At 68.8% G+C, this 24,306-nt stretch carries 27 protein-coding genes; 11 read left to right on the top strand and 16 right to left on the bottom strand.

What is annotated here, in order from left to right:
- Positions 1–84: 84 nt before the first annotated feature.
- The 4 genes from ACQPYM_RS21785 to ACQPYM_RS21770 form a co-directional block, all read right to left on the bottom strand.
- On the bottom strand, positions 85–1,572 hold the full coding sequence (locus tag ACQPYM_RS21785) for an ArnT family glycosyltransferase (protein WP_433002638.1): 1,488 nt from the start codon (positions 1,570–1,572) through the stop codon (positions 85–87).
- A 39-nt stretch (positions 1,573–1,611) separates the two neighbouring features.
- Positions 1,612–2,328 (bottom strand): SDR family NAD(P)-dependent oxidoreductase, encoded by a 717-nt coding sequence (locus ACQPYM_RS21780; protein WP_433002635.1) that lies wholly within the window; start codon positions 2,326–2,328, stop codon positions 1,612–1,614.
- Between the two features lie 193 nt (positions 2,329–2,521).
- Positions 2,522–2,992, bottom strand: coding sequence for a YdeI/OmpD-associated family protein (locus ACQPYM_RS21775; protein WP_433002632.1), 471 nt, complete (start codon positions 2,990–2,992; stop codon positions 2,522–2,524).
- A 40-nt stretch (positions 2,993–3,032) separates the two neighbouring features.
- Entirely contained in the window at positions 3,033–3,425 is a 393-nt protein-coding gene (locus ACQPYM_RS21770) for a VOC family protein (protein ID WP_433002629.1), read from the bottom strand.
- A gap of 89 nt (positions 3,426–3,514) precedes the next feature.
- Between ACQPYM_RS21770 and ACQPYM_RS21765 the strand changes: the two genes are divergently transcribed.
- The 6 genes from ACQPYM_RS21765 (at position 3,515) to ACQPYM_RS21740 (ending at position 9,998) form a co-directional block, all read left to right on the top strand.
- Positions 3,515–4,375, top strand: coding sequence for a sigma-70 family RNA polymerase sigma factor (locus ACQPYM_RS21765; RefSeq protein WP_433023353.1), 861 nt, complete (start codon positions 3,515–3,517; stop codon positions 4,373–4,375).
- Positions 4,375–4,779, top strand: a complete 405-nt coding sequence (locus ACQPYM_RS21760) for a VOC family protein (RefSeq protein ID WP_433002626.1) — start codon at positions 4,375–4,377, stop codon at positions 4,777–4,779. Before ACQPYM_RS21765 ends, ACQPYM_RS21760 begins: the two co-directional genes overlap by 1 nt.
- Before the next feature lie 96 nt (positions 4,780–4,875).
- The gene (locus ACQPYM_RS21755) at positions 4,876–5,991 is read left to right on the top strand and encodes a GntR family transcriptional regulator (protein WP_433002623.1); all 1,116 of its coding nucleotides are present in this window, start codon (positions 4,876–4,878) and stop codon (positions 5,989–5,991) included.
- Between the two features lie 46 nt (positions 5,992–6,037).
- Positions 6,038–7,615, top strand: coding sequence for a sensor histidine kinase (locus tag ACQPYM_RS21750; RefSeq protein ID WP_433002620.1), 1,578 nt, complete (start codon positions 6,038–6,040; stop codon positions 7,613–7,615).
- The gene (locus tag ACQPYM_RS21745; RefSeq protein ID WP_433002617.1) at positions 7,612–8,280 is read left to right on the top strand and encodes a response regulator; all 669 of its coding nucleotides are present in this window, start codon (positions 7,612–7,614) and stop codon (positions 8,278–8,280) included. The genes ACQPYM_RS21750 and ACQPYM_RS21745 overlap by 4 nt, the downstream gene beginning before the upstream one ends.
- Before the next feature lie 182 nt (positions 8,281–8,462).
- Positions 8,463–9,998 (top strand): AAA family ATPase, encoded by a 1,536-nt coding sequence (locus ACQPYM_RS21740; protein WP_433002614.1) that lies wholly within the window; start codon positions 8,463–8,465, stop codon positions 9,996–9,998.
- Between the two features lie 58 nt (positions 9,999–10,056).
- Here the strand turns inward: ACQPYM_RS21740 and ACQPYM_RS21735 are convergent, their stop codons facing one another.
- The 6 genes from ACQPYM_RS21735 to ACQPYM_RS21710 are packed head-to-tail and all read right to left on the bottom strand — an operon-like array spanning position 10,057 to position 13,920.
- A complete protein-coding gene (locus ACQPYM_RS21735; protein ID WP_433002611.1) occupies positions 10,057–10,683 on the bottom strand; it encodes a dihydrofolate reductase family protein in 627 nt (208 codons plus the stop codon).
- The gene (locus ACQPYM_RS21730; RefSeq protein ID WP_433002608.1) at positions 10,680–11,156 is read right to left on the bottom strand and encodes an SRPBCC domain-containing protein; all 477 of its coding nucleotides are present in this window, start codon (positions 11,154–11,156) and stop codon (positions 10,680–10,682) included. The genes ACQPYM_RS21735 and ACQPYM_RS21730 overlap by 4 nt, the downstream gene beginning before the upstream one ends.
- On the bottom strand, positions 11,153–11,491 hold the full coding sequence (locus ACQPYM_RS21725) for an ArsR/SmtB family transcription factor (RefSeq protein WP_433002605.1): 339 nt from the start codon (positions 11,489–11,491) through the stop codon (positions 11,153–11,155). Before ACQPYM_RS21725 ends, ACQPYM_RS21730 begins: the two co-directional genes overlap by 4 nt.
- A 58-nt stretch (positions 11,492–11,549) precedes the next feature.
- Entirely contained in the window at positions 11,550–12,347 is a 798-nt protein-coding gene (locus ACQPYM_RS21720; protein ID WP_433002602.1) for an ABC transporter permease subunit, read from the bottom strand.
- The gene (locus ACQPYM_RS21715; RefSeq protein ID WP_433002599.1) at positions 12,344–12,997 is read right to left on the bottom strand and encodes a DedA family protein; all 654 of its coding nucleotides are present in this window, start codon (positions 12,995–12,997) and stop codon (positions 12,344–12,346) included. The genes ACQPYM_RS21720 and ACQPYM_RS21715 overlap by 4 nt, the downstream gene beginning before the upstream one ends.
- On the bottom strand, positions 12,994–13,920 hold the full coding sequence (locus tag ACQPYM_RS21710) for an ATP-binding cassette domain-containing protein (RefSeq protein WP_433002596.1): 927 nt from the start codon (positions 13,918–13,920) through the stop codon (positions 12,994–12,996). Before ACQPYM_RS21710 ends, ACQPYM_RS21715 begins: the two co-directional genes overlap by 4 nt.
- 205 nt (positions 13,921–14,125) lie before the next feature.
- On the opposite strand from ACQPYM_RS21710, the gene thrS reads away from it, so the two are divergent.
- Positions 14,126–16,150: a threonine--tRNA ligase gene (gene thrS / locus ACQPYM_RS21705; RefSeq protein ID WP_433002593.1), complete on the top strand. Its 2,025-nt coding sequence runs from the start codon at positions 14,126–14,128 to the stop codon at positions 16,148–16,150.
- Positions 16,147–16,728 carry an HIT family protein gene (locus ACQPYM_RS21700; protein ID WP_433002590.1) on the top strand — a complete coding sequence of 194 codons (582 nt, stop codon included), beginning with the start codon at positions 16,147–16,149 and terminating at the stop codon, positions 16,726–16,728. The genes thrS and ACQPYM_RS21700 overlap by 4 nt, the downstream gene beginning before the upstream one ends.
- On the opposite strand, the gene ACQPYM_RS21695 is transcribed toward ACQPYM_RS21700, so the two are convergent.
- Entirely contained in the window at positions 16,725–17,696 is a 972-nt protein-coding gene (locus ACQPYM_RS21695; RefSeq protein ID WP_433002587.1) for a hypothetical protein, read from the bottom strand. The two genes, ACQPYM_RS21700 and ACQPYM_RS21695, sit on opposite strands and share 4 nt — an antisense overlap.
- A 72-nt stretch (positions 17,697–17,768) precedes the next feature.
- Between ACQPYM_RS21695 and pgsA the strand changes: the two genes are divergently transcribed.
- Genes pgsA through ACQPYM_RS21680 form a run of 3 tightly spaced genes read left to right on the top strand, consistent with a single transcriptional unit; the run spans position 17,769 to position 20,488 of the window.
- Positions 17,769–18,521 carry a phosphatidylinositol phosphate synthase gene (gene pgsA / locus ACQPYM_RS21690; protein ID WP_433002584.1) on the top strand — a complete coding sequence of 251 codons (753 nt, stop codon included), beginning with the start codon at positions 17,769–17,771 and terminating at the stop codon, positions 18,519–18,521.
- Positions 18,522–18,524: 3 nt separating this feature from the next.
- Entirely contained in the window at positions 18,525–19,391 is an 867-nt protein-coding gene (locus ACQPYM_RS21685) for a phosphatidylinositol mannoside acyltransferase (RefSeq protein WP_433002581.1), read from the top strand.
- Positions 19,391–20,488 carry a glycosyltransferase family 4 protein gene (locus ACQPYM_RS21680; protein ID WP_433002579.1) on the top strand — a complete coding sequence of 366 codons (1,098 nt, stop codon included), beginning with the start codon at positions 19,391–19,393 and terminating at the stop codon, positions 20,486–20,488. Before ACQPYM_RS21685 ends, ACQPYM_RS21680 begins: the two co-directional genes overlap by 1 nt.
- Here ACQPYM_RS21680 and ACQPYM_RS21675 read toward each other — a convergent pair.
- From ACQPYM_RS21675 to ACQPYM_RS21655, 5 genes are all read right to left on the bottom strand, one after another.
- Positions 20,464–20,703 (bottom strand): anti-sigma factor family protein, encoded by a 240-nt coding sequence (locus ACQPYM_RS21675; protein WP_433002576.1) that lies wholly within the window; start codon positions 20,701–20,703, stop codon positions 20,464–20,466. The two genes, ACQPYM_RS21680 and ACQPYM_RS21675, sit on opposite strands and share 25 nt — an antisense overlap.
- The gene (locus ACQPYM_RS21670; RefSeq protein WP_433002573.1) at positions 20,700–21,329 is read right to left on the bottom strand and encodes an RNA polymerase sigma factor; all 630 of its coding nucleotides are present in this window, start codon (positions 21,327–21,329) and stop codon (positions 20,700–20,702) included. The genes ACQPYM_RS21675 and ACQPYM_RS21670 overlap by 4 nt, the downstream gene beginning before the upstream one ends.
- A 13-nt stretch (positions 21,330–21,342) precedes the next feature.
- Positions 21,343–22,605, bottom strand: coding sequence for an MFS transporter (locus tag ACQPYM_RS21665; RefSeq protein ID WP_433002570.1), 1,263 nt, complete (start codon positions 22,603–22,605; stop codon positions 21,343–21,345).
- Between the two features lie 64 nt (positions 22,606–22,669).
- Entirely contained in the window at positions 22,670–23,080 is a 411-nt protein-coding gene (locus tag ACQPYM_RS21660) for an HIT family protein (RefSeq protein WP_433002567.1), read from the bottom strand.
- A gap of 48 nt (positions 23,081–23,128) precedes the next feature.
- Positions 23,129–24,304 carry a sialidase family protein gene (locus tag ACQPYM_RS21655; RefSeq protein ID WP_433023513.1) on the bottom strand — a complete coding sequence of 392 codons (1,176 nt, stop codon included), beginning with the start codon at positions 24,302–24,304 and terminating at the stop codon, positions 23,129–23,131.
- Positions 24,305–24,306 lie beyond the last annotated feature (2 nt).

Below are 24,306 nucleotides of genomic sequence, written 5' to 3'. Positions count from 1 at the left end.
CCTTGGCAGCGCCGGGCAGGTGAGCTTTGTGAGTGGGAGCCGTCCGCGGATCCGCGATGCGGCTCCGCCAGGCGAAGCGCTGGCTTAGTAGTAGCGGCGGAGGTTGGGCCAGGTTTGGGACCAGGGGGCGGTGGGGGATTGGCAGAGGACTAGGGCTGTGCCTTGTTCTTCGTTGTTGGCTCCGGCGGTGTTCTCGACCGTGCCGACCTGGGCGCAGTTGGTGAAGTGGCTTTCGTAGCGGGTTTGGCGTTCTTGCTCTACCAGGAGGACCGGGCCGTCTTGGGTGTCGGCTGGGCGGGCCCAGTCGTGGAAGCTCATGTGGCCGGAGTATGGCTGGGGGAGGCCGTGGGCTGGGCCGTATTTGCTAAGGGCGCCGGCCTGGCCGTAGTTGCCGGCGAAGAGGGTGGCGCGGGGGCGCTGGGCTTCGGGGATTTGGTGCCAGGCGGTGGCTACGGCTGCGGTCAGTTCGGGCCAGCCGATCTGTTCGCCTTGTTCCTGGTTGATGGGGATGACGAAGTTGACGGCTGAGGCCGGGAGTACCGGCAGGGTGAAGATGGCTGAGGTGACCGCCGTCAGTACGAGGCCGATCGTCAGGACGGTACGGCGTGCAGCGGCGCGGGGCGTGGTCAGCCAGTTGATGACGGGTTGGCAGCCGGCGGCCACGAGTACGAGGAGCAGTGGCAGGGCGTAGTACGACTTGCCGCCCAGTGTCAGGACGATGACGCACAGGACTGGGTAGGCGAGGGCGACCGGGCGGGCCCAGCGGAGGGTGGGGGAGCGCCAGAGGTGGAGGAAGCCGGCGACCCAGATGGGGACCAGGAACGGCGAGAGCTGGAGGATTTGGAGCGGGACGAACATGATCCGGTTCTCGGTCCCGTCGTCCTCGCTGATCCCGCTCGCGACTGTGAGTTGCGGCCAGTCATTGGCTGCCTGCCACAGAAGATTCGGCGCGGCGATGAGGGCCGCCACCGCAATGCCGGCGGGCAGCCACCAGGTGCGTAGTACGGAGCGGGGTCCGGTGATGAGGACGGCGATCAGGAGGGCGGCCAGTGGCAGTACGACGAGGTGCTTGTTCTGCAAGGCGATGCCGGTGGCCAGACCGATCGCCAGCCACCAGCGGCCGTCGCCGGTGCGGAGCAGCTTGATCGCCAGCAGCGCGATGACCATCCAGGCCAGCAGGTCGTACGTCGCGGTCGAGGCGAGATGGCCGACGCCCAGCAGAAACCCCGAGACGGCAGCACAGGTCGCCGCGAGGACCTGAGCCCGACGGCCGCCGCCGAACTCGCGCGCGATCAACGCGACCACCACGACGGTCAGCGCGCTGGTGATCGTCGAGATCACCCGGATCCCCATCGGGGTGGCGCCGAAGAGCTCGGTCGAGATCCGGACCAGCAGCGGCGTCAACGGCGGCTGGTCGACGTACCCCCAATCCAGGTGATCGGCCGCGGCGAGGAAGTACAGCTCGTCGCGATGGAACCCGTAGCGCCCCGACAAGGCAGTCAGTACCGCGGCCAGCAGGACCGCGATCCCCACCACCGGCCGGCCGGCAAACCCCACCCCAGGACGGTTCATGTCGGCATGCTGCCAGTTCACCGGCGCTCCCGAGAACCTTTAAGTCAGGAACGAGGGCGGCGCACCGCGCGGCAGGTGAACCGCCTGGCCCGCCAGTGAGTCGTCAGTGATGAGCTCGACGACCGTGTCGGTCAGGGTCTCCAGCGGCACCTGAGTCGGACCGCGCTCACGTTCAGGCAGTGCCTCGTACTCCGCGATGCCGCGTTCCGTGGCGACCCAGTCGGGCACGACACAGTTGACGCGGACGTTGTGCGACTCGCGAAGCGGAGCCAGGGTCGTCGTCAAGCGCAGCAGAGCAGCCTTCGCCGCGCTGTACTCCGGTGAGACGTGATCGCCGTACCCCAGGCCGGCCGTAGAACCCACATTGATCACGCACCCGCCGCCGGCCGAGCGCATCGGTTCCAGGGCGAGTTGGGTGGCGAGCATCGGGGCTCGCAGGTTGAGCTCCAAAGACGCGGTCCAGCGAGCTGGATCCGCCGCTGGGAAACAGGGCTGCAGTTTCGCGCCGCCGCCCGCGTTGTTGACCAGGATCTGTGGTCGGCAGGAGAGCAGGTCGGCGACCGCGGCGTCGTCGCGCATGTCCGTCTCGACGAACGAAGCCGCGTCGCCGATGAGAGCGCGGGTCTCCTCGCCACCCGCCACATCGATGTCGGCGAGTACGACGGTCGCGCCCTCGTCCGCCAGTCGTTGCGCGATCGCACGCCCGATCCCAACGGCCGCGCCCGTGACCACGGCAACCTTGCCCTTGATCCGCATGAGGTCCACCTCCTAGCGACCCACCCTGCCGCAACCCACCGACAAAGACTCGCCGCGCACCAACCCTCTGAGGGGTTGACCCCCCACTGGCTGGGTTGCCCAGCCGGAATCTCACCGGGCAACCCAGCCCTTGCGGGGTCAACCCCTCGGAGGTCAACCCGTGCCGGAGGGCGGGTGAGCGATCGCTGCGGGGCTACGTCGCTGGGTTCTCGCCGAGGAGTTGCTCGATGGCGGTGTTGATGCGACGGAGCCGCGTCTCAGGTTTCTTGGCGCTCTCGACCGCCAGTACGTGTTTGCGCCTATTGCTGTGCGACAGGCCGTCGTACGCAGCCCGGGCGGCCGGGTTGGCGTCCAGAGCACGAGCGAAATCCGGTGGCTCGACCACGGTCGGGGGCTCGGCGTCGAGTTCGACCTCGATGTCGATTTCGTCGCCCTCGCTGACACCGGCGGCTTGGCGGTTGGCGATGCTGAGGCCGAGCAGGTACCGGCCGCGCATGATCGCGACCCTGCTCTTCCAGGAGTGTCCGTTGATCGTGATGGTCACCCGCGGGCGTTTGCCGTCGCCGAGCGCCGTCACCACGTCTTCAGGGATCTCCAGCCCTCGCATAGGACCCGGAGGCTCTACTACGGCCCGGAACTTCATCCAGCTTCTCCCGTCCTCCATCGGCATCCCCGGCCGCAGTGCGCGGCCGGGGACAAAACAGCTATTCGCCGTACGTGGTGACCTTCCACAGGTAGCCGTCGGGGTCGGCGAAGTAGCCGAAGTAGCCGCCCCACTGGGCCGGGGCCGCCGGCTTGACGACGCTGCCGCCGGCCGCGATCGCGTCGCGGATCATCGTGTCGACCTCTTCCCTCGTGTCGGGGTTGAAGTGGAACGAGGCGCCGCGGAACCCGGAACCCTCGGACGGTACGCCGGCGTCCTCGGCCGCGGCCTCCCATTCGTACAGCGCCAGTTGCGGGGACCCGTCGCCCAGGCCGAGCAGGACGAAGTGGTTGGTGTCCTTCTCGAGCGTGCAGCCCAGGCCTTCGGTGTAGAACTTCTTGGCGCCGGTCAGATCCTTGACGCCGAGCATGATCGCGCTCACCTGCAATGACACGGTTCTCTCCTGGTGATCGTGGATGTCACACCGGCCTGCATTTGCCGGTCAGGAGGTATGACAGGCCCTAACAAAGGAACGTGACATTCATGGTCGAAGAGGACTGGCTGACCAAGCGGTTCGCCGAACACCACACCCGCTTGCAAGCAGTCGCCTACAAGATGCTCGGATCGTCGAGCGAGGCGGAGGACGCAGTACAGGAGGCCTGGCTGCGCGTCAGCCGCGCCGACACGAGCCAGGTGGAGAACCCCGGTGGATGGTTGACCACCGTCGTCGCCCGGGTCTGCCTGAACATGCTCGAAGCCCGGCGCATCCGCCCCGAGGACTCAGCCGGGGACCACCTGCCCGAGCCGACAGCGACCAGCCCCACGCCCGAGCGGCCCGATCCCGAGGATGAGGCGCTGCTGGCCGACTCCGTCGGTGTCGCGCTGATGGTGGTGCTGGACACGCTGACCCCCGCCGAGCGGCTCGCGTTCGTCCTGCACGACGTCTTCGCGGTCTCGTTCGGCGAGATCGGCACCATCATGGACCGTTCCCCGGTCGCGGCCAGGCAGCTCGCCAGTCGGGCCCGGCGCAGAGTGCAGGGCGCAGCCGCGGAATCCGACGCCGCGCGCTCCCCGAAGCGCGAGGTGGTCGCCGCTTTCCTTGCCGCTGCCCGCGGCGGGGACTTCGAGGCACTGGTCGACCTGCTCGACCCCGACGCCGTGGTCGGGGAGATCCGTGGTGCCGAGGCAGTCGCCACCTTCTTTGCCGGCCGGGCCCAGGCCGCAAGGCTTGCGCTGGTCAACGGCGTACCGGCGGCCATCTGGAGCCATCGCGGCCGGCCTAAGGCCCTCTTCACCTTCACCCTGTCCGACGGCAAGATCGCCGACATCGTCATCGACGGCGACCCGGATCGCCTCGACGAGCTCGACATCGTGTTTCTTCCCGCCGACGACAGGGCACGGTGATGAAGCTCGAGTCCTGCACGCTCCTCGTCCGCGACCTCGACGAAGCGCTCGACTTCTACCTCGACGTCCTCGGTTTCGAGAAACGCGGGTACGCCGCTGACGACCGTCCGTGGCTGGCGGGCGTCGGTCCGCCAGCGCAACCCGACCTGCGGATCGTGCTCGAAGCGCCGAGCGTCGACCCCGTCGTCCCGCCGAGCGATCGCTGGACCATCGAGGACCTGATGGCAAGGGGACTGCTCGGCCGGCTGGTCTTCCTGACGGACGACTGCGACGAGGTCTTCGAGCAGCTCGAGGCCGTCGGCACGGAAGTGATGCAGGAACCGGTCGACCGCCCGGATGGTGCCCGCGACTGCGCCTTCCGCGATCCGTCCGGCAACCTGCTCCGCTTCGTGCAACCGCGGTAGGCCGAGGCTGAGGTTGATATAGCTTGACCGCTCTTGCCTCCAGGCACCGTCGGCTGGTTTGGTATATCAACCTGACCGACCGAGAGGCGAAACACCGTGGCCCTGCTGTACGAGCGGATCAGCACGCACGTGCTCGAGGAGATCCGCAGTGGGGCGCTGCGGCCGGGTGACCGGGTCGCCTCCGAGATGGAGTTGGCGGCGCAGTTCGAGGTCAGCCGGATCACGTCCAAACGAGCCCTCGAAGTACTGCGGGAAGCCGGCCTCATCGAGCGCATCCGCGGCAAGGGCTCGTTCGTCGTCAAGCAGCTGCCCAACCTCGACGGCGTCACCACTCCGCTGAAAGGCGCGCTTCGCCCCGCCCGGCGCGGCCAGACCCCAGGGACGATCGCCCTCCTCATCCCCGACGTGTCGGAGGCCTACGGCCTGGAGTTGCTGCAATCCATCGAAGAGCGATGCGCCGAGGCAAAGGCGAACTTGATCGTACGGCGTACCCGCGGCCGGCAAGCCGACGAGGAACAAGCAGTGGAATCGCTGGTCGCGTCGGGGGCAGTGGACGGGCTCATCGTCTTCCCGGTGCACGGCGACTTCTACAACGCGAGCCTGCTGCGTCAGGTGCTCGACGGGTTCCCGATCGTGCTGGTCGACCGGCACCTGTCCGGCATCCCGGTGTCGGCCGTCCACACCGACAACGTCGCCGCCTCGCGCGCCCTGACCGAGCGGCTTCTCGAGCGGGGCCATCGGCACATCGCATTCGTCTCGCCGCCGCCGTTGAACACGTCGAGCATCGAGGAACGGCTGGAGGGTTTCCGGGCCGCGTTCGCCGAGCGCGAGGGTGGGGACCACCAGGCGCATCAGCTGACCGAGTTGCGCAGTACGCTGCCGGGCTCGTTCACGCCGGAGAGCGTGCAGGCCGACCTCGAGACGATCCGGGCGTTCCGGAGCCGTTTCCCGGACGTGACCGCGTTCGTCGCCTGCGAGTACAACCTCGCGAGAATGCTCGACCGGGCGCTCGGTCGGCCGCAGGACCTGGTGATCAGCTGCTTCGACTCCCCGGGCGACCCGATCGCCGGCCCGCCGTACCTGCACGTCCGCCAGAACCAGCGCGTGATGGGTGACAAGGCGGTCTACCTGCTGTTCGCCCAGCTCCGCGGCGAGTCGGTTCCCCAGCTGTCCCTGGTCCCGTTCGAAATCGTCGACGCCGACCCCACCTGACTTTCGTCAGTACTGCGGGCAGCTCGCTCTTGTGTAGCGTCAGGGCGTGAACTGGGCACGGGCGGGGGACTTCGGCATCTGGGCCGGTCTAGCTTTGCTGGTGCTCGCGGAGAGCGGCGCCCGCCAGGATCCGTACTGGATGCAGGCGGGCTGCATCGCGGCCCTCGGCGCCGGCGTTTTCCTCAGAAGGTCGCGACCGCTGACCGGCCTGACCCTGGTGATCTCGGTGCAGGTCGTGATTCTCGCCGCGAGTCTCGGGACGACGCTCGGCGTACCGATCGCGCTCGTTCCCGCGATCTCGTTGCTGGCCTACGCGTCCGGTCGCCGCGAGACGCAGCTCCGGCACTTCGTGATCATGGCGAGCTGCGAAGTCGCCGCACTGCTTGCTCTCGGCCTGTTGCTGCAGCCCGACGAGCCGGTCGGCGAGTCCGTCCTGAGCTGGATGGTCATGCTCCTGCTCGCCTTGCTGCTCGTCGTACTGCCCTGGCTCATCGGCCGGTACCGCGCACAGCAGGTGCTGCTCACGACGGCCGGCTGGGACCGTGCCGAACGGATCGAGCGTGAGCATCGCCTCGAGATCGCCCAGGAACGGCTCAGAGAGCGTTCCCGGATCGCCGAGGACATGCACGACTCGGTCGGCCACGAGCTGAGCCTGATCGCCTTGCGAGCTGCCGCCCTGGAGGTCGACGCCGAGCTCCCGGAACGCCACCGCAACGCCGCCAAGGAGCTCCGCCAGGCGGCCGCCACCGCGACGGAGAGACTCGGCGAGATCATCGGCGTACTGCGTGACGGCGCGGCGCCGGTCGTGCCGGCCCAGGAGAGTGTAGAGGACCTGGTCGACCGCGCGGCCGCGTCCGGTCTGGCCGTGAAGCTTGTCCAGGAAGGCAGTGCCGAGCTCTCCCCGATGGTCGACCGCGCTGTGCATCGCGTCGTCCAGGAGTCGCTGACCAACGCGAGCAAACACGCGCCGGGCGCCGAAGTCACCGTGACCGTCTCGCGGGTCGCCCACCAGGTCGAGGTGCGGATCGCCGACACGGGTGCGCCGAAGCCGGCGGGCGTCCCGTCGACCGGCCGCGGCCTGGCGGGGTTGACGGAACGCGTCCGGCTCGTCGGCGGAACGTTGACCGCGCAACCTCGTAGTACCGGCGGATTCGAGGTCGTCGCGCGGATCCCGCAGGCCGGCGGACGGCCCGAGCCCGAAGCGGAGAAGGCGATCGAGTCCGCGACGGCCGACGAGCGAGCCACCGTACGACGGAACGCCCGGCGCGGGCTGATCGCCGCCGTCGCCGCACCGCTGGCGATCGGCCTGATCGTCGGGTTGGTTGCCCTCGGCTACTATCTGGTCACCGGCTACAGCTCGATCCTGCGCCCGAACGTCTACGACACGTTGCGGGTCGGCCAGCCGGTCGAGGAGGTCGAGCGGTTGCTCCCGGCAATGGAGATGATCGATGCGCCGACCGAACGGCAGCCGGCGCCCAAAAACTGGGCCTGCCGGTTCTACCGGCCGGCCCCGCCGTTCTCGGCCAACTACGCGTACCGGTTGTGTTTCAGCGGCGGCGCGCTGGTCGCCAAGGACATCGTTCAGACCGGTTCGGTCGAACCAACCCCCGAAGGGACACCGTGACGATCAGGGTGCTGCTGGCCGACGACGAGGCGATGGTCCGGGCGGGGGTGCGCGCGATTCTCGGCTCGGACGAGGCGATCGAGGTCGTCGCCGAGGCCGCCGACGGGCAGGAGGCGGTCACGCTCACGCAGCGCCACCGGCCCGACGTCGCGGTGCTGGACATCCGGATGCCGCGGATGGACGGGCTGGCGGCCGGGGCCGAGATCAAGCGAACCGTGCCGGACACCGCGGTGGTCATCCTGACCACGTTCTCCGAGGACGCCTACATCGCGAAGGCGCTCGGGGACGGCGCGAGCGGGTTCCTGCTGAAGTCGGGTGATCCGCACGAACTGATCGCCGGACTGAAGGCCGTCGCGGACGGCGCGGCGTACCTGTCGCCGAAGGTCGCACAGCGAGTGATCGCCGAACTGAGTGCGGGGTCGGGTGGCGGCCGGATGGCGCGGGCCGCGGCGGCCAAGGAGCAACTCGACGTGCTCAGTCCGCGCGAGCGCGAAGTACTGGCCCTGGTCGGTGCCGGGCTGTCGAACGCCGAGATCGCCGGGCGGCTGTTCCTGGTCGAGGGCACGGTGAAGGCCTATGTCAGCGCTGTGCTCACCCGGCTCGGGGTGAAGAACCGGGTGCAGGCCGCGATCGTTGCCTACGAAGCAGGTCTGGTCGCGGACTAGCGGCCACCGGCCGGCCGGGATCGGGGGTGGCCGGCCGACGCTCCGGCGGGTGACATCGCCTGGACTCCCGGTCATGGGATAGTAGACGTCCCGGGCCGGATGTGCCTGGGATGTTTCCAGCAAGCAAGCCCCAGGGGAGCGGCAGCCCCGCCCCCTCCCACAGAAATCGGGGGATCTAGGTCGTGACCGACTCGCACAACTCCGGACAGCACAAGGACCGGGAAGCGGCGGCGGCCGAGGTCCGGAGGATGTGGCAGCCGACCCCGTCCTGGACCCAGCCGGATCCCAGCCCTGCCGCTACGCCGCCGGCCCAGAACCCGCCCGCTCAGAGCCCGCCTGCGCAGCACCCGCCCGCCCAGCAGAGCCCGCCGGCCGCTACGCCGCGCAGCAGCCAGGCGACGCCCGACCCCGAAGAGGGCGAGGAGGTAGTCGAGGAGCAGCAGCCCGACGCGCTCTCGCCGGACTACCCGGGCGACTCCTGGTCCCAGCCGGCTGCCGCTCAGGCGCCGACGCCTGACCCGTGGTCCAAGCAGCCGGCTCAGGAGCCCGCCGCCGACCCGTGGAGCAAGTCCGCCGGTCAGGAGCAGACAGGCGAATCCTGGAGCAGGACCGGTAAGCCGGAGCCTGCGGCCGACCCGTGGGCCAAGAGCGGTGCCAACGAGCCTGCAGCGGATCCGTGGGCCCAGCCGGTCGAGCAGGACCAGCAGTCTCAGCTGTCCCCGGCGGCTCAGCACTTCTTCCCGCAGGGCGTTCCTGGTCAGCAGGCGCCGCAGCCCGAGCGTCAGGTCTCGTACCGCGCTGACGAGCTGCTGCAGGCGCTCCCGTTGCCGCGGGAAGCTCCGGCGGAGAAGGGCGTCCGCAGCGTACTGCGACTTCGCCCCGGTACTGCGGAGCGGCTGGAGCGCATTGCCCGGGCCACTGCGGCGACCGCGTTCCGGCGGCCGGTGACGATCACGATCGCCAACCCAAAGGGCGGGTCCGGCAAGACGCCGACGACCCTGCTGCTGGCGGGCGCGCTCGGCCAGGCGCGTGGTGGTGGCGTGGTCGCGTGGGACAACAACGAGCTGCGCGGCAACATGCACCTGCGCACCCACGACACCAACAGCCGGTCGACCGTGACGGATCTGCTGCAGGCGATGCAGATGCTCACGCAGCCGGATGCACGGCTGGGTGACGTCGGGGCCTACCTGCGGCACCAGGTGTCGGGGCAGTACGACGTACTGACGTCGGCGACGACGACATACGCGCAGATCGAGGCGAAGGACTTCGACCAGATCCACCGGCTGCTGAGCCGCTTCTACAAGGTGCTGGTGATCGACACCGGCAACAACGAGGGCTCCAGCAACTGGCGCGAGGCGATGAAGGCCTCCGACGTCCTGGTCATCCCGATCAAGTGGAAGAGCCTGTCCTGCGCTGCCGCCGTGCAGATGCTGGAGGAGCTCGACCACCAGGGGCCGGACGCGCAGCGGTTGATCCGGCGGGCGGTGATCGCGGTCAGTAACGGACCGGGCGATGTCAACAAGGAGGTCGAGAAGCAGCTCCGCCCGTACTTCGAGTCCCGCGCGGCCGCCGTCGTCGACATCCCGACCGACCCGCACATCGCCGCCGAAGGCCCGCTCGACCACTCGGCTCTCCAGCCGGCCACCCGCCGAGCAGCCCTGGAGCTGGCCGCGAAGGTCGCCGAGCAGGTAACCATCGCACTGAACGTCCCGCGCTAAACAGCAACAGCAACAGCGGGGTGATGGCCTTGGTGGCCATCACCCCGCTGTCTTGTTCTTAGACGAAGGCTGTGACGCCCTCGTAGGTTGCCGCGGGCGCAGTGCCGGTGCAGGCGTATTCGAGAAGCAGCAAGCCTGTTGAGGTGCTTTCGTGGTTCACGAGGCGTAGGCCGGTCGCTGCGCCGGGGTGATCTAGTAGGCGTCGGCCGGCGCCTATGATGGTGGGGGCGACGGTGAGGCGGACTGTGTCGACCAGGCCCGCCGACAGAAGGGTCTGACCGAGGCGCGCGCTGCCGTGGATCTGTAACTCTCGGCCGGGCTGGGCTTTCAGTTTCGCGACCGACTCGATCGGATCGCCGGTCAGCACCGTCGTCGGGTGCCAGTTTGCTTCCGTCAGGGTGTTCGTCACGACGTACTTCGGGAGCGCGTTCATCCGCTCGGAGTACGGGTCGTCCGGGTCCGTGATCTGTGGCCAGTCGCGCGCGAACGCCTCGTACGTCCGGCGTCCGAGCAGCAACCCATCCGCGAGCCCCAGCCATTCCGACGTACGGCGGACGAACACTTCGTCCAGGTGCGGCACCAGCCAGCCGCCGCGGGTGAAGCCGTCGATGGTGTCCTCCTCGGGTGAACCGGGGCCCTGGCAGACCCCGTCGAGCGTGACGAACTCGGTCAGCACGAGCTTCATCGAGCCTCCCCGGCCTCGGCGACGCGGGCCAGTTGTTCGGTGACCGAGCCCCAGCCATCCGCGAAGCCGAGCTCGGCGTGCAGAGCGCGGGAGGCGGGGTCGGCATGGCGGACGACGATCCGGTAGCCGGTCCCGTCCGGATGGTCGGCCAGCACGATCTCGGCGGTCATCGCGATCGGCTCGGGGCGGGTCGGACGCCAGTCGCTGTCGATCGCGTTCGTGAAGACGATCTGCTCCAGCTCCTCGACGACCAGGAAGGTCGCGTCGAGATGCGGGACGAAGTCCACACCGTCCTCGCTCATCCTGGTCACCAGAGCACCACCGGACCGGACCTCCAACCGTTCCACCCGGCACAGCGCCGGCGCCGGCACCCACCACTGCTCGAACTTGGACGCCTCGGTCCACGCGCTCCAGACTGTCGCGCGGGGAGCGCGGATGACGCGCTCCAGGACCAGGTCCAGCTCGGGGTTCATCGGTGCTTCTCCTTCGGGTCGGTGACAAAGGCTTCCAGCCGGTCGGTGCGTTCGTCCCAGCTCCGGCGCTCGTTCGCGAGCCAGTCGTCGACCAGCGCGAGCCGCTCGCGGTTGAGCACGCAGGTGCGCACCCGACCGGTCTTGACCGTGCGGATCAGCCCGTTCGACTCCAGCGTGCGGACGTGTTTCATGAACGAGGGCAGGGTGATCGGGAAGGCCGAGGCCAAGTCGCCCACGCTGGTCGGCCCGCGCCCGAGGCGATGGATCACCGCCCGCCGGGTCGGGTCCGCGAGGGCGACGAAGACCCCGTCGAGCTGCGCCGAATACTGTGCCATACGGCTAAGTATTAACCAGCGCGATAGTTAGCGCAAGAGCTAACTATCGCGCTGGATCTCAGGCGTCGCGGCGCTGGAGCAGCTTCGTTCCGAGGGACAGGCTTCCGATGGCCCACAGAGCCAGTACGAGGAAGCTCGCCGTGGGGGAGAGGGGATCGGTCGAGCCATTGAGGTAGTTCTGGCCGGCGCCGCCGGGGAGGAGAGCGGCGATCCAGACCAGGGGAGTGATGTTGCTCTGGGCAAGCATCATCGGGATGACGATCAGCAGCAGGAAGGCGGCCGTGAGGGTGCCGGCGGTGCTCTTGATCACGAAGGCGAGTCCGGTGGTGATGAGACCGGCCAGCGTCAGGTAGAGCGCCACCGAGACCAGATCGACCACGAGCGTGGCCAGGTCCCAGTCGGCCCATTGGCCCATCGTCACGCCACCGACGATCGCCGCGATCACGCCGAGCCCGAGCGCATAGGCGAACAGCACCGGAGCGAGCACAATGGCCTTCGCGAGCACCACGTTCCGGCGTACCGGGGTCCATTGCAGGGTTGAGCGGATGCTGCCGGTCGCGTACTCCGACGTCACCGTCAGCATCGCGAAGGCCGCGACGATCACCTGGGCGATCACGGTCACGGACACCGCGACCCCACCGACCGCCGCCTTCTCGGCGAGCTCACCGGGCTCGAGATGCTCATTGTCGTACGCCGTCGAGAAGCCGTACTGCATCGCCAGCAAACCGGTCAGCGCCACACCGGCCACCAGGTTCAGCCAACTCGACCGGACCGTCCACAGCTTCGTCCATTCCGACGCGACCGCGTCGCGCAGCCCGCTCGACCTCTGCGAGACGGTGATGGTTGCCGTGCTCATCGTTCTCCTGTCTGAACCAGTTCGGCGTCATCCTCGACCTGAGGTTGAGGGGTACGGCGCTTGTGCCGCTGGTGCCGGACGACCTCGACGATCGACGTCACCGTGAGGGCGAGACCGATGCCGAGCGCGACGCCCTTGAGCGGGTTGTCCTCGAACGCCTTGCCGCCGATGTAGCCGACCAGCGAGCAGTAGAGCCCCCAGCTGACCGCGGCGAGTCCGGCGAAGAACGAGAAGCTCCGCAGCGGATACCGGACCGCGCCCATCGTCAGCGTCACCGCGGTGCGGCCGCCCGGCACATAGCGAGCGACGACCAGCACCAACCCGCCGCGTTCTTCAAGCGCGTTGCGGGCCCACAGCGACATCTTGTGCCGTTTGGTTCCCGGTTCGAGCCGGTCGAGCATCCGGCCGCCGGCGCCGCGGCCGAGCCCGTACGAGACGTGGTCGCCGAGGAAGGCTCCGGCCGCAGCCACCGCGATCACGGCGTACAGGTTCGGTTCGCCCAGGGCGGCGAAGACGCCGGCCGTGACGACGAGCGTCTCGCTCGGGACCGCGGGGAAGAACCCGTCCAGCGCCGCGAAGCCGAACAACGCCAGGTAGATCCACCACGACGACATCAGTTCGTGGGTGAAGTGCAGGATCGCGTCGGTCATGACGCCACCCCGTACTGAACGCTGTCCGCCGTGAGTTCCATGTAGGCCTCCTCGAGCGACGCGCGCTCGGTGTGTAGTTCGTGCAGCCGTACGCCGAGCTCGTGCGCGAGGTCACCGATCCGCTCAGCCGGTACTCCGCTGACGATGAGCTGGCCGGTCCCCAGCGGCGACGGCACTGTCTCGACCTGCTCCGCCTCGGGCAACAGCCGCTCGCGGAGCAGCGTGAGTCCCGCGCGATCCGGAAGCCCGACCCGGACGGTGGTTCGCGACGAGCCGGCGATGACCTCGGCGATCGGGGCATCGGTGATCAACCGGCCGCGACCGATCACGACCAACTGGTCGGCGGTCAGTTGCATCTCGCTCATCAGATGGCTGGACACGAAGACGGTCCGGCCCTCGGCGGCGAGGTCGCGCATCAGCCGGCGGACCCAACGGACACCGTCCGGGTCGAGCCCGTTCACCGGCTCGTCGAACATCAGTACTTCGGGGTCGCCGAGCAACGCGCCGGCGATGCCCAGGCGCTGGCCCATGCCGAGGGAGAACTGCCCGGCATGCTTGCGGACCACCTCGTCGAGACCGACGATCGACAGCACCTCGTCGACCCGGCTGACCGGGAGGCCGTTGCTGCGCGCCATCGCGATCAGGTGGTTGCGAGCCGTCCGCCGCGGGTGCAGCGCCTTGGCGTCGAGCAACGCGCCGACCTTGGTCAACGGGGCCGGCCAGTCGGCGTACGGGCGGCCGTCGACCAGGGCGCGGCCCTGGGTGGGGGCGTCGAGGCCGAGGATCATCCTCATCGTGGTCGACTTGCCGGCGCCGTTCGGGCCGAGGAAGCCGGTCACCCGGCCGGCGGCGACGGTCAGGTTCAGCGTGTCCACGGCAGTGGTCTCGCCGTAGCGTTTGGTGAGTGCTTCGAGGGTGATCACACGGAGCCCTTCAGATTCGGAGTGTGACTACGAACCTAGAAATCGAAGGCACCCCGGCACATCGGACTATGGGAGCGTCCTACCCCTGACTTTCGTCAGGTCGGCCTCCCCCTGTGGATGGGCCGCGTCGCCCCGGCAGTGGACTCGATACCATCTGCGATGTGACGGCCCGCGCACGGCGGGGCGGCGTACTCGAGGAGTGAACGTGTCCGAAGTCAAGGTCCATCTGATCGGCGTCGAGGGCGAGGCTGAGCGGAGCGTGACCGAGACGACGACCGTCGGAGAGCTGTTCGCCGAGATCTTCGGCCAGGATCGCTCCGCCATCGCCGCCAAGGTCAACGGGGAGCTGCGCGACCTGGCCCGGGTGGTCGCCGACGGCGACGAGATCGAACCGGTGCCGGCCTCCTCGGCCGACGGGCTCGCGATCATCCGGCACTCGACCGCGCACGTGCTCGCGCAGGCCGTCCAGGACCTGTTCCCGGACGCCAAGCTGGGTATCGGGCCGCCCGTCGAGAACGGTTTCTACTACGACTTCGACGTGGCCACCCCGTTCACCCCGGAGGATCTGGCCAAGCTCGAGAAGAAGATGCAGCAGATCATCAAGGAGCGGCAGCGGTTCAGCCGCCGGGTGATCTCGGACGACGATGCGCGGGCCGAGCTGGCCGACGAGCCGTACAAGCTGGAACTGATCGGGATCAAGGGGTCTGCCTCAGCGGATGCCGCCGAGGGCGCCTCGGTCGAGGTCGGCGCCGGTGAGCTGACCATCTACGACAACATCCGGCGCGACGACTCGGTCGCCTGGAAGGACCTGTGCCGCGGGCCGCACGTCCCGGCGACCGGGTATCTGGGCAACTTCAAGCTGATGCGCGTCGCGGCGGCGTACTGGCGGGGGAGCGAGAAGAACCCGCAGCTGCAGCGCATCTACGGCACCGCGTGGGACACCCGCGACGCGCTGAAGGCATACCTGACCCGCCTGGAGGAGGCCGCCAAGCGCGACCACCGCAAGCTGGGCACCGAGCTCGACCTGTTCAGCTTCCCCGACGAGATCGGCTCCGGCCTCGCGGTGTTCCACCCCAAGGGTGGCGTACTGCGCAAGGTGATGGAGGACTACTCGCGCCAGCGGCACGTGGAGGACGGCTACGAGTTCGTCTACTCCCCGCACATCACCAAGGCGCAGCTGTTCGAGACCTCGGGCCACCTGGACTGGTACGCCGACGGCATGTACCCGCCCATGCACCTGGACGAGGAGCGCGGGCCGGACGGCGAGATCCGCAAGCAGGGCCAGGACTACTACCTGAAGCCGATGAACTGCCCGATGCACAACCTGATCTTCGACGCGCGCGGCCGCTCGTACCGCGAGCTGCCGATGCGGCTGTTCGAGTTCGGCACCGTGTACCGGCTGGAGAAGTCCGGTGTCATCCACGGCATGACCCGGGCCCGCGGCTTCACCCAGGACGACGCGCACATCTACTGCACCCGCGAGCAGATGCGCGACGAGCTGAAGAACCTGCTGACCTTCGTGCTCGGCCTGCTCGCCGACTACGGCCTGGACGACTTCTACCTCGAGCTCTCCACCAAGAACCCGGAGAAGTCGGTCGGGTCGGACGAGGTCTGGGAGGAGGCGACCGAGACGCTGCGCGAGGTCGCGGAGAGCTCCGGTCTCGAGCTGGTGCCGGATCCGGGCGGCGCGGCCTTCTACGGCCCGAAGATCTCGGTGCAGGCCCGGGACGCGATCGGCCGGACCTGGCAGATGTCGACGATCCAGCTGGACTTCAACCTGCCGGAGCGGTTCGAGCTGGAGTACACCGCCTCCGACGGCTCGCGGCAGCGGCCGGTGATGATCCACCGCGCGCTGTTCGGCTCGATCGAGCGCTTCGTCGCGGTGCTGACCGAGCACTACGCCGGCGTCTTCCCGCCGTGGCTCGCGCCGGTCCAGGTGATCGGCATCCCGATCACCGATGGCCACGTGGACTACCTGTACGACGTCGCCGCGCAGCTCAAGGCGGAGGGGATCCGGGTCGAGATCGACAGCTCCGACGACCGGATGCAGAAGAAGATCCGCAACGCCCAGAAGTCGAAGGTGCCGTACATGCTGATCGCGGGCGACGAGGACATGGCGGCCGGCTCGGTCTCCTTCCGCTACCGCGACGGCACCCAGAAGAACGGCATCCCGATCGCCGACGCGGTCGCGGAAATCGTCGAGGCCGTGAAGAAGCGCGTGCAGGTATGACCGATCTCCCCGGCGATTCGCCGTACGAGCCGGAAGGTGTGGACCGGCAGGACGGGATCGGCGTCCCCGATCCGTTCCTGCGGCTGTGGACCCCGCACCGGATGGCTTATATCGCCGGGGAGAACAAGCCGGTGATCGGTGCGGCGGGGCAGGGGTGCCCGTTCTGCCGGATGCCGTCGTTGTCGGACGCGGACGGGTTGATCGTGCAGCGGGCCGAGGCGGCGTACGCCGTACTGAACCTGTATCCGTACAACCCGGGCCATCTGATGGTCGTCCCGTACCGGCATGTCGCCGACTACACCGAGTTGACCGCGGCCGAAGTGAGTGACGTGGCGAGGCTGACCCAGCAGGCAATGCAGGCTGTGCGGATCGTGTCGGCCGCTCACGGGTTCAACATCGGCATGAACCAAGGCGAGATCGCCGGCGCGGGGATCGCGGCCCATCTGCACCAGCACGTGGTGCCGCGCTGGGGTGGCGACGCCAACTTCATGCCGGTGATCGCCCAGACGAAGGTCCTGCCGCAACTGCTGTCGGACACCCGCGCCCTCCTCGCCAAGTCCTGGCCGACCAGCTCCTAACGAAGGAACAGCGGCATCAGCGGGGCGACCAAGTCGAGGAGCGTCTGTAGCGGGATTTCGCGCGGCGGGTTGGTCAGGCCGGTCACCCGGACCACGCGGCGACCCTGACGGAAGACGAGCTCGCCCTGCTCGGGCAGGTAGTACCCAGGCCGGCCGATCGGTGCTGACCGCGGCGGCGGCGTCTGCATCGCCTCCGGGATGCTGTCGGGGTGGAACGACTCGACGATCGAGATGGTCGCGTCGAAGCTGCCCCAGATACAGGTCAGTGCGCCGTTCACCCGATAGTCCCGCCGCAACTGCACCTGCACGCCGACAAACTGCTCGGCCTCGGGAGTGGCTAGCTGACACGCCGAATCGGACTGCCGCGTCTCCCGCAGCAACTTCGGTACGACGGTGCGCACCGCCCGCGCGATCGCGATGGCCTTCGCGCGGGCGATCCCCGTCGGCTGGCGGTTGATCCCGCCGGTCGAGAGCACCCTCACCGCACGGTCGTCGACCGCGAACACCACGCGTGACGGGGTGATGCGTGCGTCAGGGCCTAGCTCGGGCAGCAGTTCCGGCGTACCGGAGTCGGCGATGAGCCGGTCGAGCGAATCCGGCTGCTTGGGGAGGGCGCTGATGCCGACCGTGACCGTTCGGCCCTCGAGGACGAGAGTGCACAGGTCGAGTGCCGGGAGGCCGCCGTCGTTCCAGGAGAAGGGCTTGGCCGTGACGGGCAGCCGGAGTTCCTTGCTCAGGGTCGCCGTCACGGCTGAGCACACGGTCGGTCCCGGCTCGCCCGCGGAGCCGTCCAGCCCTTCCGCCTGCGGAGGGGCGACCACCTTCGGCATCACCGTGGGTGGCGGCGGCGTGGACGGCGGGGCCTGATTCGCCCGCCGCGCCACCGAACAACCAGCCACCAACCCGAGGATCACGCAGCCCGCGACGACCTGTCGCAGGCGCACGGCGCGGGGCGGGGGCACGGTCATTCGGACCTCCCGGCGGACGGTGGGCGTGAGCCCATGGTGCGGCACCGGAGGGGAGTTGCGGAAGCTGTTCGGGTGCCGGTTGACCCATCCGCGACCCGGCTGGACTACGATCGCGACGCCATGCTTAACAGATTCCGGCAGTTCTGGACCAAGGTGATCGCACCGATCGCCAACCTCCTGCTCAAGCTCGGGGTGAGCGCCGATGCCGTCACCCTGGTCGGCACCATCGGCGTCAGCGCCGGGGCGCTGATCTTCTTCCCGCGCGGGCAGATCTGGCTGGGCGCGGTGGTGATCACCTGTTTCGTCTTCTCCGACCTGATCGACGGCTACATGGCCCGCACCTCGGGCACGTCGTCGAAGTGGGGGTCCTACCTGGACTCCACGCTGGACCGGCTGGGCGACGGCGCGATCTTCGGCGGCCTCGTCCTGTACTACGCCGGCAGCGCGGGCGACTCCTCGTTCATGGCGGCGGTGGCGCTGTGGGCGCTGGTGATGGGAGCGACCACGTCGTACGCGCGGGCGAAGGCGGAAAGTCTCGGCCTGCAGGCGAGCGGTGGCCTGGCCGAGCGGTCGGACCGCCTGGTCGCGGTCCTGGTCGTCGGCTTCTTCTCCGACGTCCTCAACCTGCCGATCCTGCTCGAGATCATCCTGTGCGCCCTGGCCGTCGCCAGCACCATCACGGTGGTCCAGCGAACCCTGTCGGTCCGCAAACAGGTCCTCGCCGACCCCGCCAACGCCGGCCTCGGTACGCCGCCCACTCCGCCGGCCGGCCCGGATGACGGGACAGCCAACCCCGGCCCAGGCACTCCGCCCGCCACTTCCTGAGCTGTGGAGGCACTGCGGCAGCGGGTCGTCGATCTGACGTTCGCGCTCGCCTGGGCACTGGTACGGCGGTTGCCCGAGCGACTCGTCACGGCGATCTTCCGGCGCGCCGCCGATTTCGTCGTCCGCCGCAACGGGCGCGGCGTTCAGCGTCTGAGGGCTAACCTCGCCGTGGTCCGGCCGAACGCGACCCCTGCCGAACTCGACGCGCTGGCACGCGCGGGGATGCGTTCGTACCTGCGCTACTGGCAGGAAGCGTTCCGCCTGCCCGAGTGGGACGACGCGCGGATAGTCGGCCGGGTCCGCACGGTCAACGAGAAGGTACTCCGCGACGCGCACGCCGCGGGCAAGGGCGTGATCTGCGCACTCCCGCACCTGGCGAACTACGACCACGCGGGCGCCTGGGCGGGCCGGACCGGGATGCCGGTGTCGACGGTGGCCGAGCGGCTGCGTCCTGAGTCCCTGTTCGACCGGTTCGTTGCCTACCGTGCCAAACTCGGTATGGAGGTGCTTCCCCTGACGGGAAGCGACGAGCACGTGTTCGGAGTACTGGCGCAGCGGTTGCGAGCGGGCGGTTTTGTCTGTCTGGTCGCCGACCGGGACCTGTCGGAGCGCGGCCTACCGGTGAAGTTCTTCGGCCGGCAGTCGCGGATGCCGGCCGGCCCCGCCGCGTTGAGCGTCCGGACCGGCGCCCCACTGATCCCGGCGACGCTGCACTACGACGGACCCGACCTGGTCATCACCTTCCACGACCCGATCGACCGCACCGGCGGACCCGCCCAGATGACCCAACGCTGCGCCGACGCCTTCGCCACCGGCATCGCCGACCACCCACAGGACTGGCACATGCTGCAACAAATTTTCGTGGACTAATGAAGATCGGGCTGGTCTGTCCGTACTCGCTGGGCACGCCTGGCGGGGTGCAGAACCATGTTCGGGATCTGGCTGAGGCGTTGCTTGCCCTTGGCCACGAAGTGTCGGTGCTGGCGCCGGTGGACGACGACCAGGCGCCGCCGTACGTCGTGTCGGCGGGGCACGCGGTCGGGGTGCCGTACAACGGGTCGATCGCGCGGGTGACGTTCGGGCCGCGGACGGCGGCGCGGGTGCGGAACTGGCTGACCGAGGGGCGTTTCGATGTCGTCCACGTGCATGAGCCGACCACGCCGAGTGCTTCGATCATCGCGCTCTGGGCCGGTGACGGGCCGTTCGTGGCCACCTTCCACACCTGGCAGGTCCGCTCGCGGGCGATGAGCGCGGCGGCCGGGCTGCTGCGACCCGCGCTGGAGAAGCTCGACGCGAGGATCGCGGTGTCGGAGAACGCGCGCTCGATGATGGTGCAGCACATCGGCGGTGAGGCCGTGGTGATCCCGAACGGCCTCTACACGAGTCGGTTCGCCGGCCGGATCCGTCCCGAATGGCAGGGCACCGACGGGACGATCAGTTTCCTCGGCCGGATGGACGAGCCACGCAAGGGTCTCGCCGTACTGCTGGCCGCCGTACCGCGCCTGGTCGCCGAGAGGCCCGGTCTGAAGGTGCTGGTCGCGGGAACAGGGCAGGCGGATGACGCTCGGCGATCGTTGCCTGCGGATTGCCGCGAGAACGTGCTGTTCCTCGGCGCGATCGACGACGAGGCGCGGGCCGACATGCTGGCTGGTTCGGACATCTACGTGGCACCGCATCTCGGGGGCGAGAGCTTCGGGATCGTGTTGCTGGAGGCGATGGCCGCGGGCGCGCCCGTTCTCGCGAGTGATCTCGCCGCGTTCCGGCAGGTACTCGACGGTGGCCGGCTGGGCGAGCTGTTCGAGCCGGGCAACTCCGATGCGCTGGCCGCGCAGGCTTCCCGGTTGCTGAGTTCGCCTGACGAGCTCGACAAGCTGCGCGAGGCGGGGCGGGTCGCAGTACTGCGGTATGACTGGGGTGCCCTGGTCGGTGAGCTCGTCGCCGTCTACGAGTTGGTCGCGCGCCGATAGCTGTCGAGCAACGCCTGGCGAGTGGCGGGGGAGATGGTCTTCGCGGGCAACCCGTCGAGGGCCTGCACGGTCTGCCGGATCTGATCGAGATAGCGGTCGCACCCGTCGCACAGCGGGAGGTGGTCGATGAACCGCTGCTCCGCGTCGGCATCGAGCTCGCCTTCGAGAAAAGTCGTCACCTGCTCCACGAACTCCTGGCAGTTCAGCTCGGTCATGGATTCGCCTCCTGCGTGTAGTACTCCTCCAGTGTGCCGCGAACCGACGCGCGCGCCCGGTGCAGCAGCACCCGCTGATTGGCCGCGGAGATCTCGAGCAACTCGCATACCTCCTCGGAGCTGTAGCCCTCGACGTCCCGCAAGGCGATCACCGCCCGCTGCCGCTCTGGCAACCCGTCAAGCGCCGCGGCCAGCAACTCCCGTACTTCGGAACCGAGCACGCCCTGCTCGGGTGTCGGCCAAGCGAGTGGAAACTCCCACCAGTGGCCGGGGAACGGATCGCCGGCGGGCCGGAACCGGGCGGGATCGACCGTCGGCTCGTCGGCGGCGTGACTGCTCAGCGGCATCACCTTGTGCTCGCGGATGCCGCGGCGTTTGGCCGTGTTGGTCAGGATCCGGTAGACCCAGGTCTTCACCGACGAACGGCCCTCGAACTTGTCGATCCCCTCGATCACCGCGAGCCACGTCTCCTGAACGACCTCGGCCGCCGACTCCTCGGTCGACACGAAAGTCCTGGCCAGTCGTAGCAGTCCGCCGGACCAGCTGTCCAGCACGAGGGCGAAAGCGGTCTCGTCCCCGTCCCGCAACCGGGCGACCAGCTCCTCGTCCGGCGGGAAGTCGTCCATCGGCTCAGCGTAGTCACACAGCGGTCCGCTGTACGGGGCGCAGAGTCACCCAGATCAAGGCGGCGCCGGCCAGTACCGCGGCCACGGTGATCATCCAGCCGGAGGTGTAGACGCCGGATTGCTTGCTGACGGCACCGAAGCCGAGCGCGAAGGGCAGGAACAGGATCCACGACATCGCGTTGACGCCCGAGGCGACCCCGGTCCGGATCGTCGAGGGCACCGCATCATGCATCAAGTGGCTGACGTGGATGCCTGCGACAACGACCAGCAGCGCGAGCACGATCATGGCGCCGGTCAAAGCCAGCAGGTTGTGGCTGGTCGTCATGGTCACGCAGGCAAGCAGCATGACGACCGCGACAGCGGCTGCCGGCAGCGGCCGGTCAAGCTTCAGCCGGCCGGCCAGCAGACCGCCGATGCCGAGGGTCGCGACCAGGCCGGCCCAGAAAGGTCCGTACAGCACGGCAGCCGCGGAGAGCGCGATCAGCCACAGCGGGCCGAACTCGAAGATCGTCTGCAGGATCATGGCCGACATCACCGCCGCCGCCGCGATCGGGATGAGCCGGCCGCGATGCACGATCGCCCGGTACGTCGTCCGCAGGTGCGCCCGCAGCGCAGAGCGCTCCCCGGCCTGGTGCAGGCGCGGCTCACGGAACCGGGAGAGCGCGACCAGGTAGAGGACGACGAAGGGCAGGGTGAGGAAGTAGGTGAGCCGGGTCGACGTGACGCCGGCGATCCAGCCGCCGGCGAAGGCGCTGAGGACGAGCGCGCTGCTCTCGAGCAGCCGGATCCGGCCGATCTGACGCTCGTACGCCGTACTGTCGCCGGTCTCCTCGAGCACGGTGTCGTAGACGATCGCCTCGACCGTGCCGGAGTACATCGCGAGGTAGACGCCGAGGACGAGCGCCGCGGCGATGTAGGTGATCACGTGGTGGCTGAACCCGCCGATCAGGAGGCTCACCAGCATCGCGATCCCGGCGAGGACGAGCACGCCGCGCCGGGACCAGCGGTCGGCGAGGACCCCCGAGACCACCTCGACCAGCGGCACCACCGCGGCGTACGCGGCAGCCATCACACCGATCGTGGCGGCGTCGAAGCCGATCTCGGTCATGAACAACTTCTCGACCGGCACCCACAGCCAGATCCCCTGGACGAAGGCGGCCAACTGAAGCGGCAGCAACCGCCGCGCCAGCGCCCGGCGTACGACGGACGGCGGCCTCCGCGTCCGATCGGGCGCGGTGTCCTGGACGGGACGCTGGTCGGCGGTGATTGCTGACATGGTGACCTCAGCTGCTCTCGGCGAAATCTCTTCCGCCAGTGCAGTGTCATGAGGCCGCCAGGCGTTACACCGCGCGAAGGGTGTCAGCCGTGGCCGCGATGTTGTCGGGGTCGCCGGCCGTCGGGTGCCAGGGGAGTTTCAGCGGGTCGTCCTTGTAGCGGGGGACGACGTGCAGGTGGGTGTGGAACACGCTCTGCCAGGCGTCGGCGCCGATGCAGCTGAGCAGGTTGGCGCCGTCGGCGTCCAGCCGCTCGATCACCCTGCTGACCAGCGACTGGGCCAGCAGGGTGGTCGCGACCAGATCGTCGGGCGCGGTCTCCCGCAGATCGGTGGAATGTGCTCGCGGCACGACCAGCAAATGCCCCCGGGTGGCGGGGTTGATGTCCATGAAGGCGATCGCCCGCTCGTTCTCGGCGACCTGCTGGGACGGGATGGTTCCGGCCACGATCCCGCAGAAAAGGCAGTTCTCACTCATCGGCTCAGCCTAGTGCCCGCCGCGCGGGCGAAGGCCCTGGCGCTCGGCTCAGGCGGGAACGAGCCACTTCGGGTCGAACCGGCGGAGCACCACGGCACACGGTGAGTTGTTCAGTCCGGCGATCGTCGGGTTGGCGGTCTGCACCCTGCGCGCCTCGACCAGCGCAAGGATGATGCCGCTGCCGGTCGAGGTCAGCGCCGAGTAGCCGCCCTCACGCAGGTCCCCGACCCGATTGCCTTCGCTCGCCAGCGGGTCAGCACTCAGCGGCCGCTGCGCTGACCAGGTCTCACCGTCGTCGGCACTCACACGCAGAGTCATCACGTAGCGGTTGCCGATCTCCCGGCTGGCGGAGTTGAGGTGAACGAGATGCCGAGCGCCGTTGATCGAGTGCGAGATCTGCGCGGCATGGGCGCCGGGGTCGATGATCTGGGCGCGCCAGTGCTCCTGGCCGAACAGCTGCCAGTCGCCCGGATTCCCGATCGCGACCCGGCGGGTATGGGGGTACGGGGCGCCGTTCTTGAGCTCCGAGTCCAGAGCGCGGTAGTTCAAGATCAGCCGGCCGTCCGAGCGCTCCGCAACGGTTCCTTCGCCGTACGGCAGGTCAGACAGCCCTTGAGGAAGACCGTGGCCTGCCCAATCCCCACCTGGTGCCTTGATGATCAGGCGGCCCCGGGCCGGGACCACGAGGGTTCCGTCGGCCCGCTGGATCCCGTTGCCGGGCCCGATGAAGTCGTTGCCGCCCGCCGCGCGGTTCAGGTCGGGGCGCGCCACCGGGGTCGTCCAGGTCGCTCCGTTGTTCGTCGACGTCGCGATGTAGACCTCGGGATCGTCTTGGTAGAGCTCTCCGAGTTGCCGGCGCAGCATGAAGCAGGTCAGTCGGCCGGTGGTCCGATCGTGGACCAGCGTGGGGTTCGTCCAGCTCTGCAGGCCGGCTCCCGTCAGCGTGGTCGCGACGCTCCAGGTCAGCCCGGAGTCCGTCGACCGGCGCATCAGGAGGTTGAAGTTCCCGCTGGCATCGAGATTGCCGTTGGGTCGGCCCTCGACGATCGCGACGACGACACTCGTCCCTGGGATGGCGAAGATCGAGGGGATGCGGCAGGTGTGGTAGTTGCCGTTGCCGCTCTCCTTGGGAATCGCGGCGGCTCCCGCTTGCGCGTCGCCGAAGAGCATCTTGCTCTCCATGCCGTCGGGGTCGAGTGCGAGTGCCCGTTGCGGGAACAGCACTC

Source organism: Kribbella sp. CA-294648, from assembly GCF_050943845.1.
Lineage (GTDB): Bacteria > Actinomycetota > Actinomycetes > Propionibacteriales > Kribbellaceae > Kribbella.
Note: the sequence above shows the minus strand (reverse complement) of the source record. Positions and strands in the feature narration are given on the sequence as shown.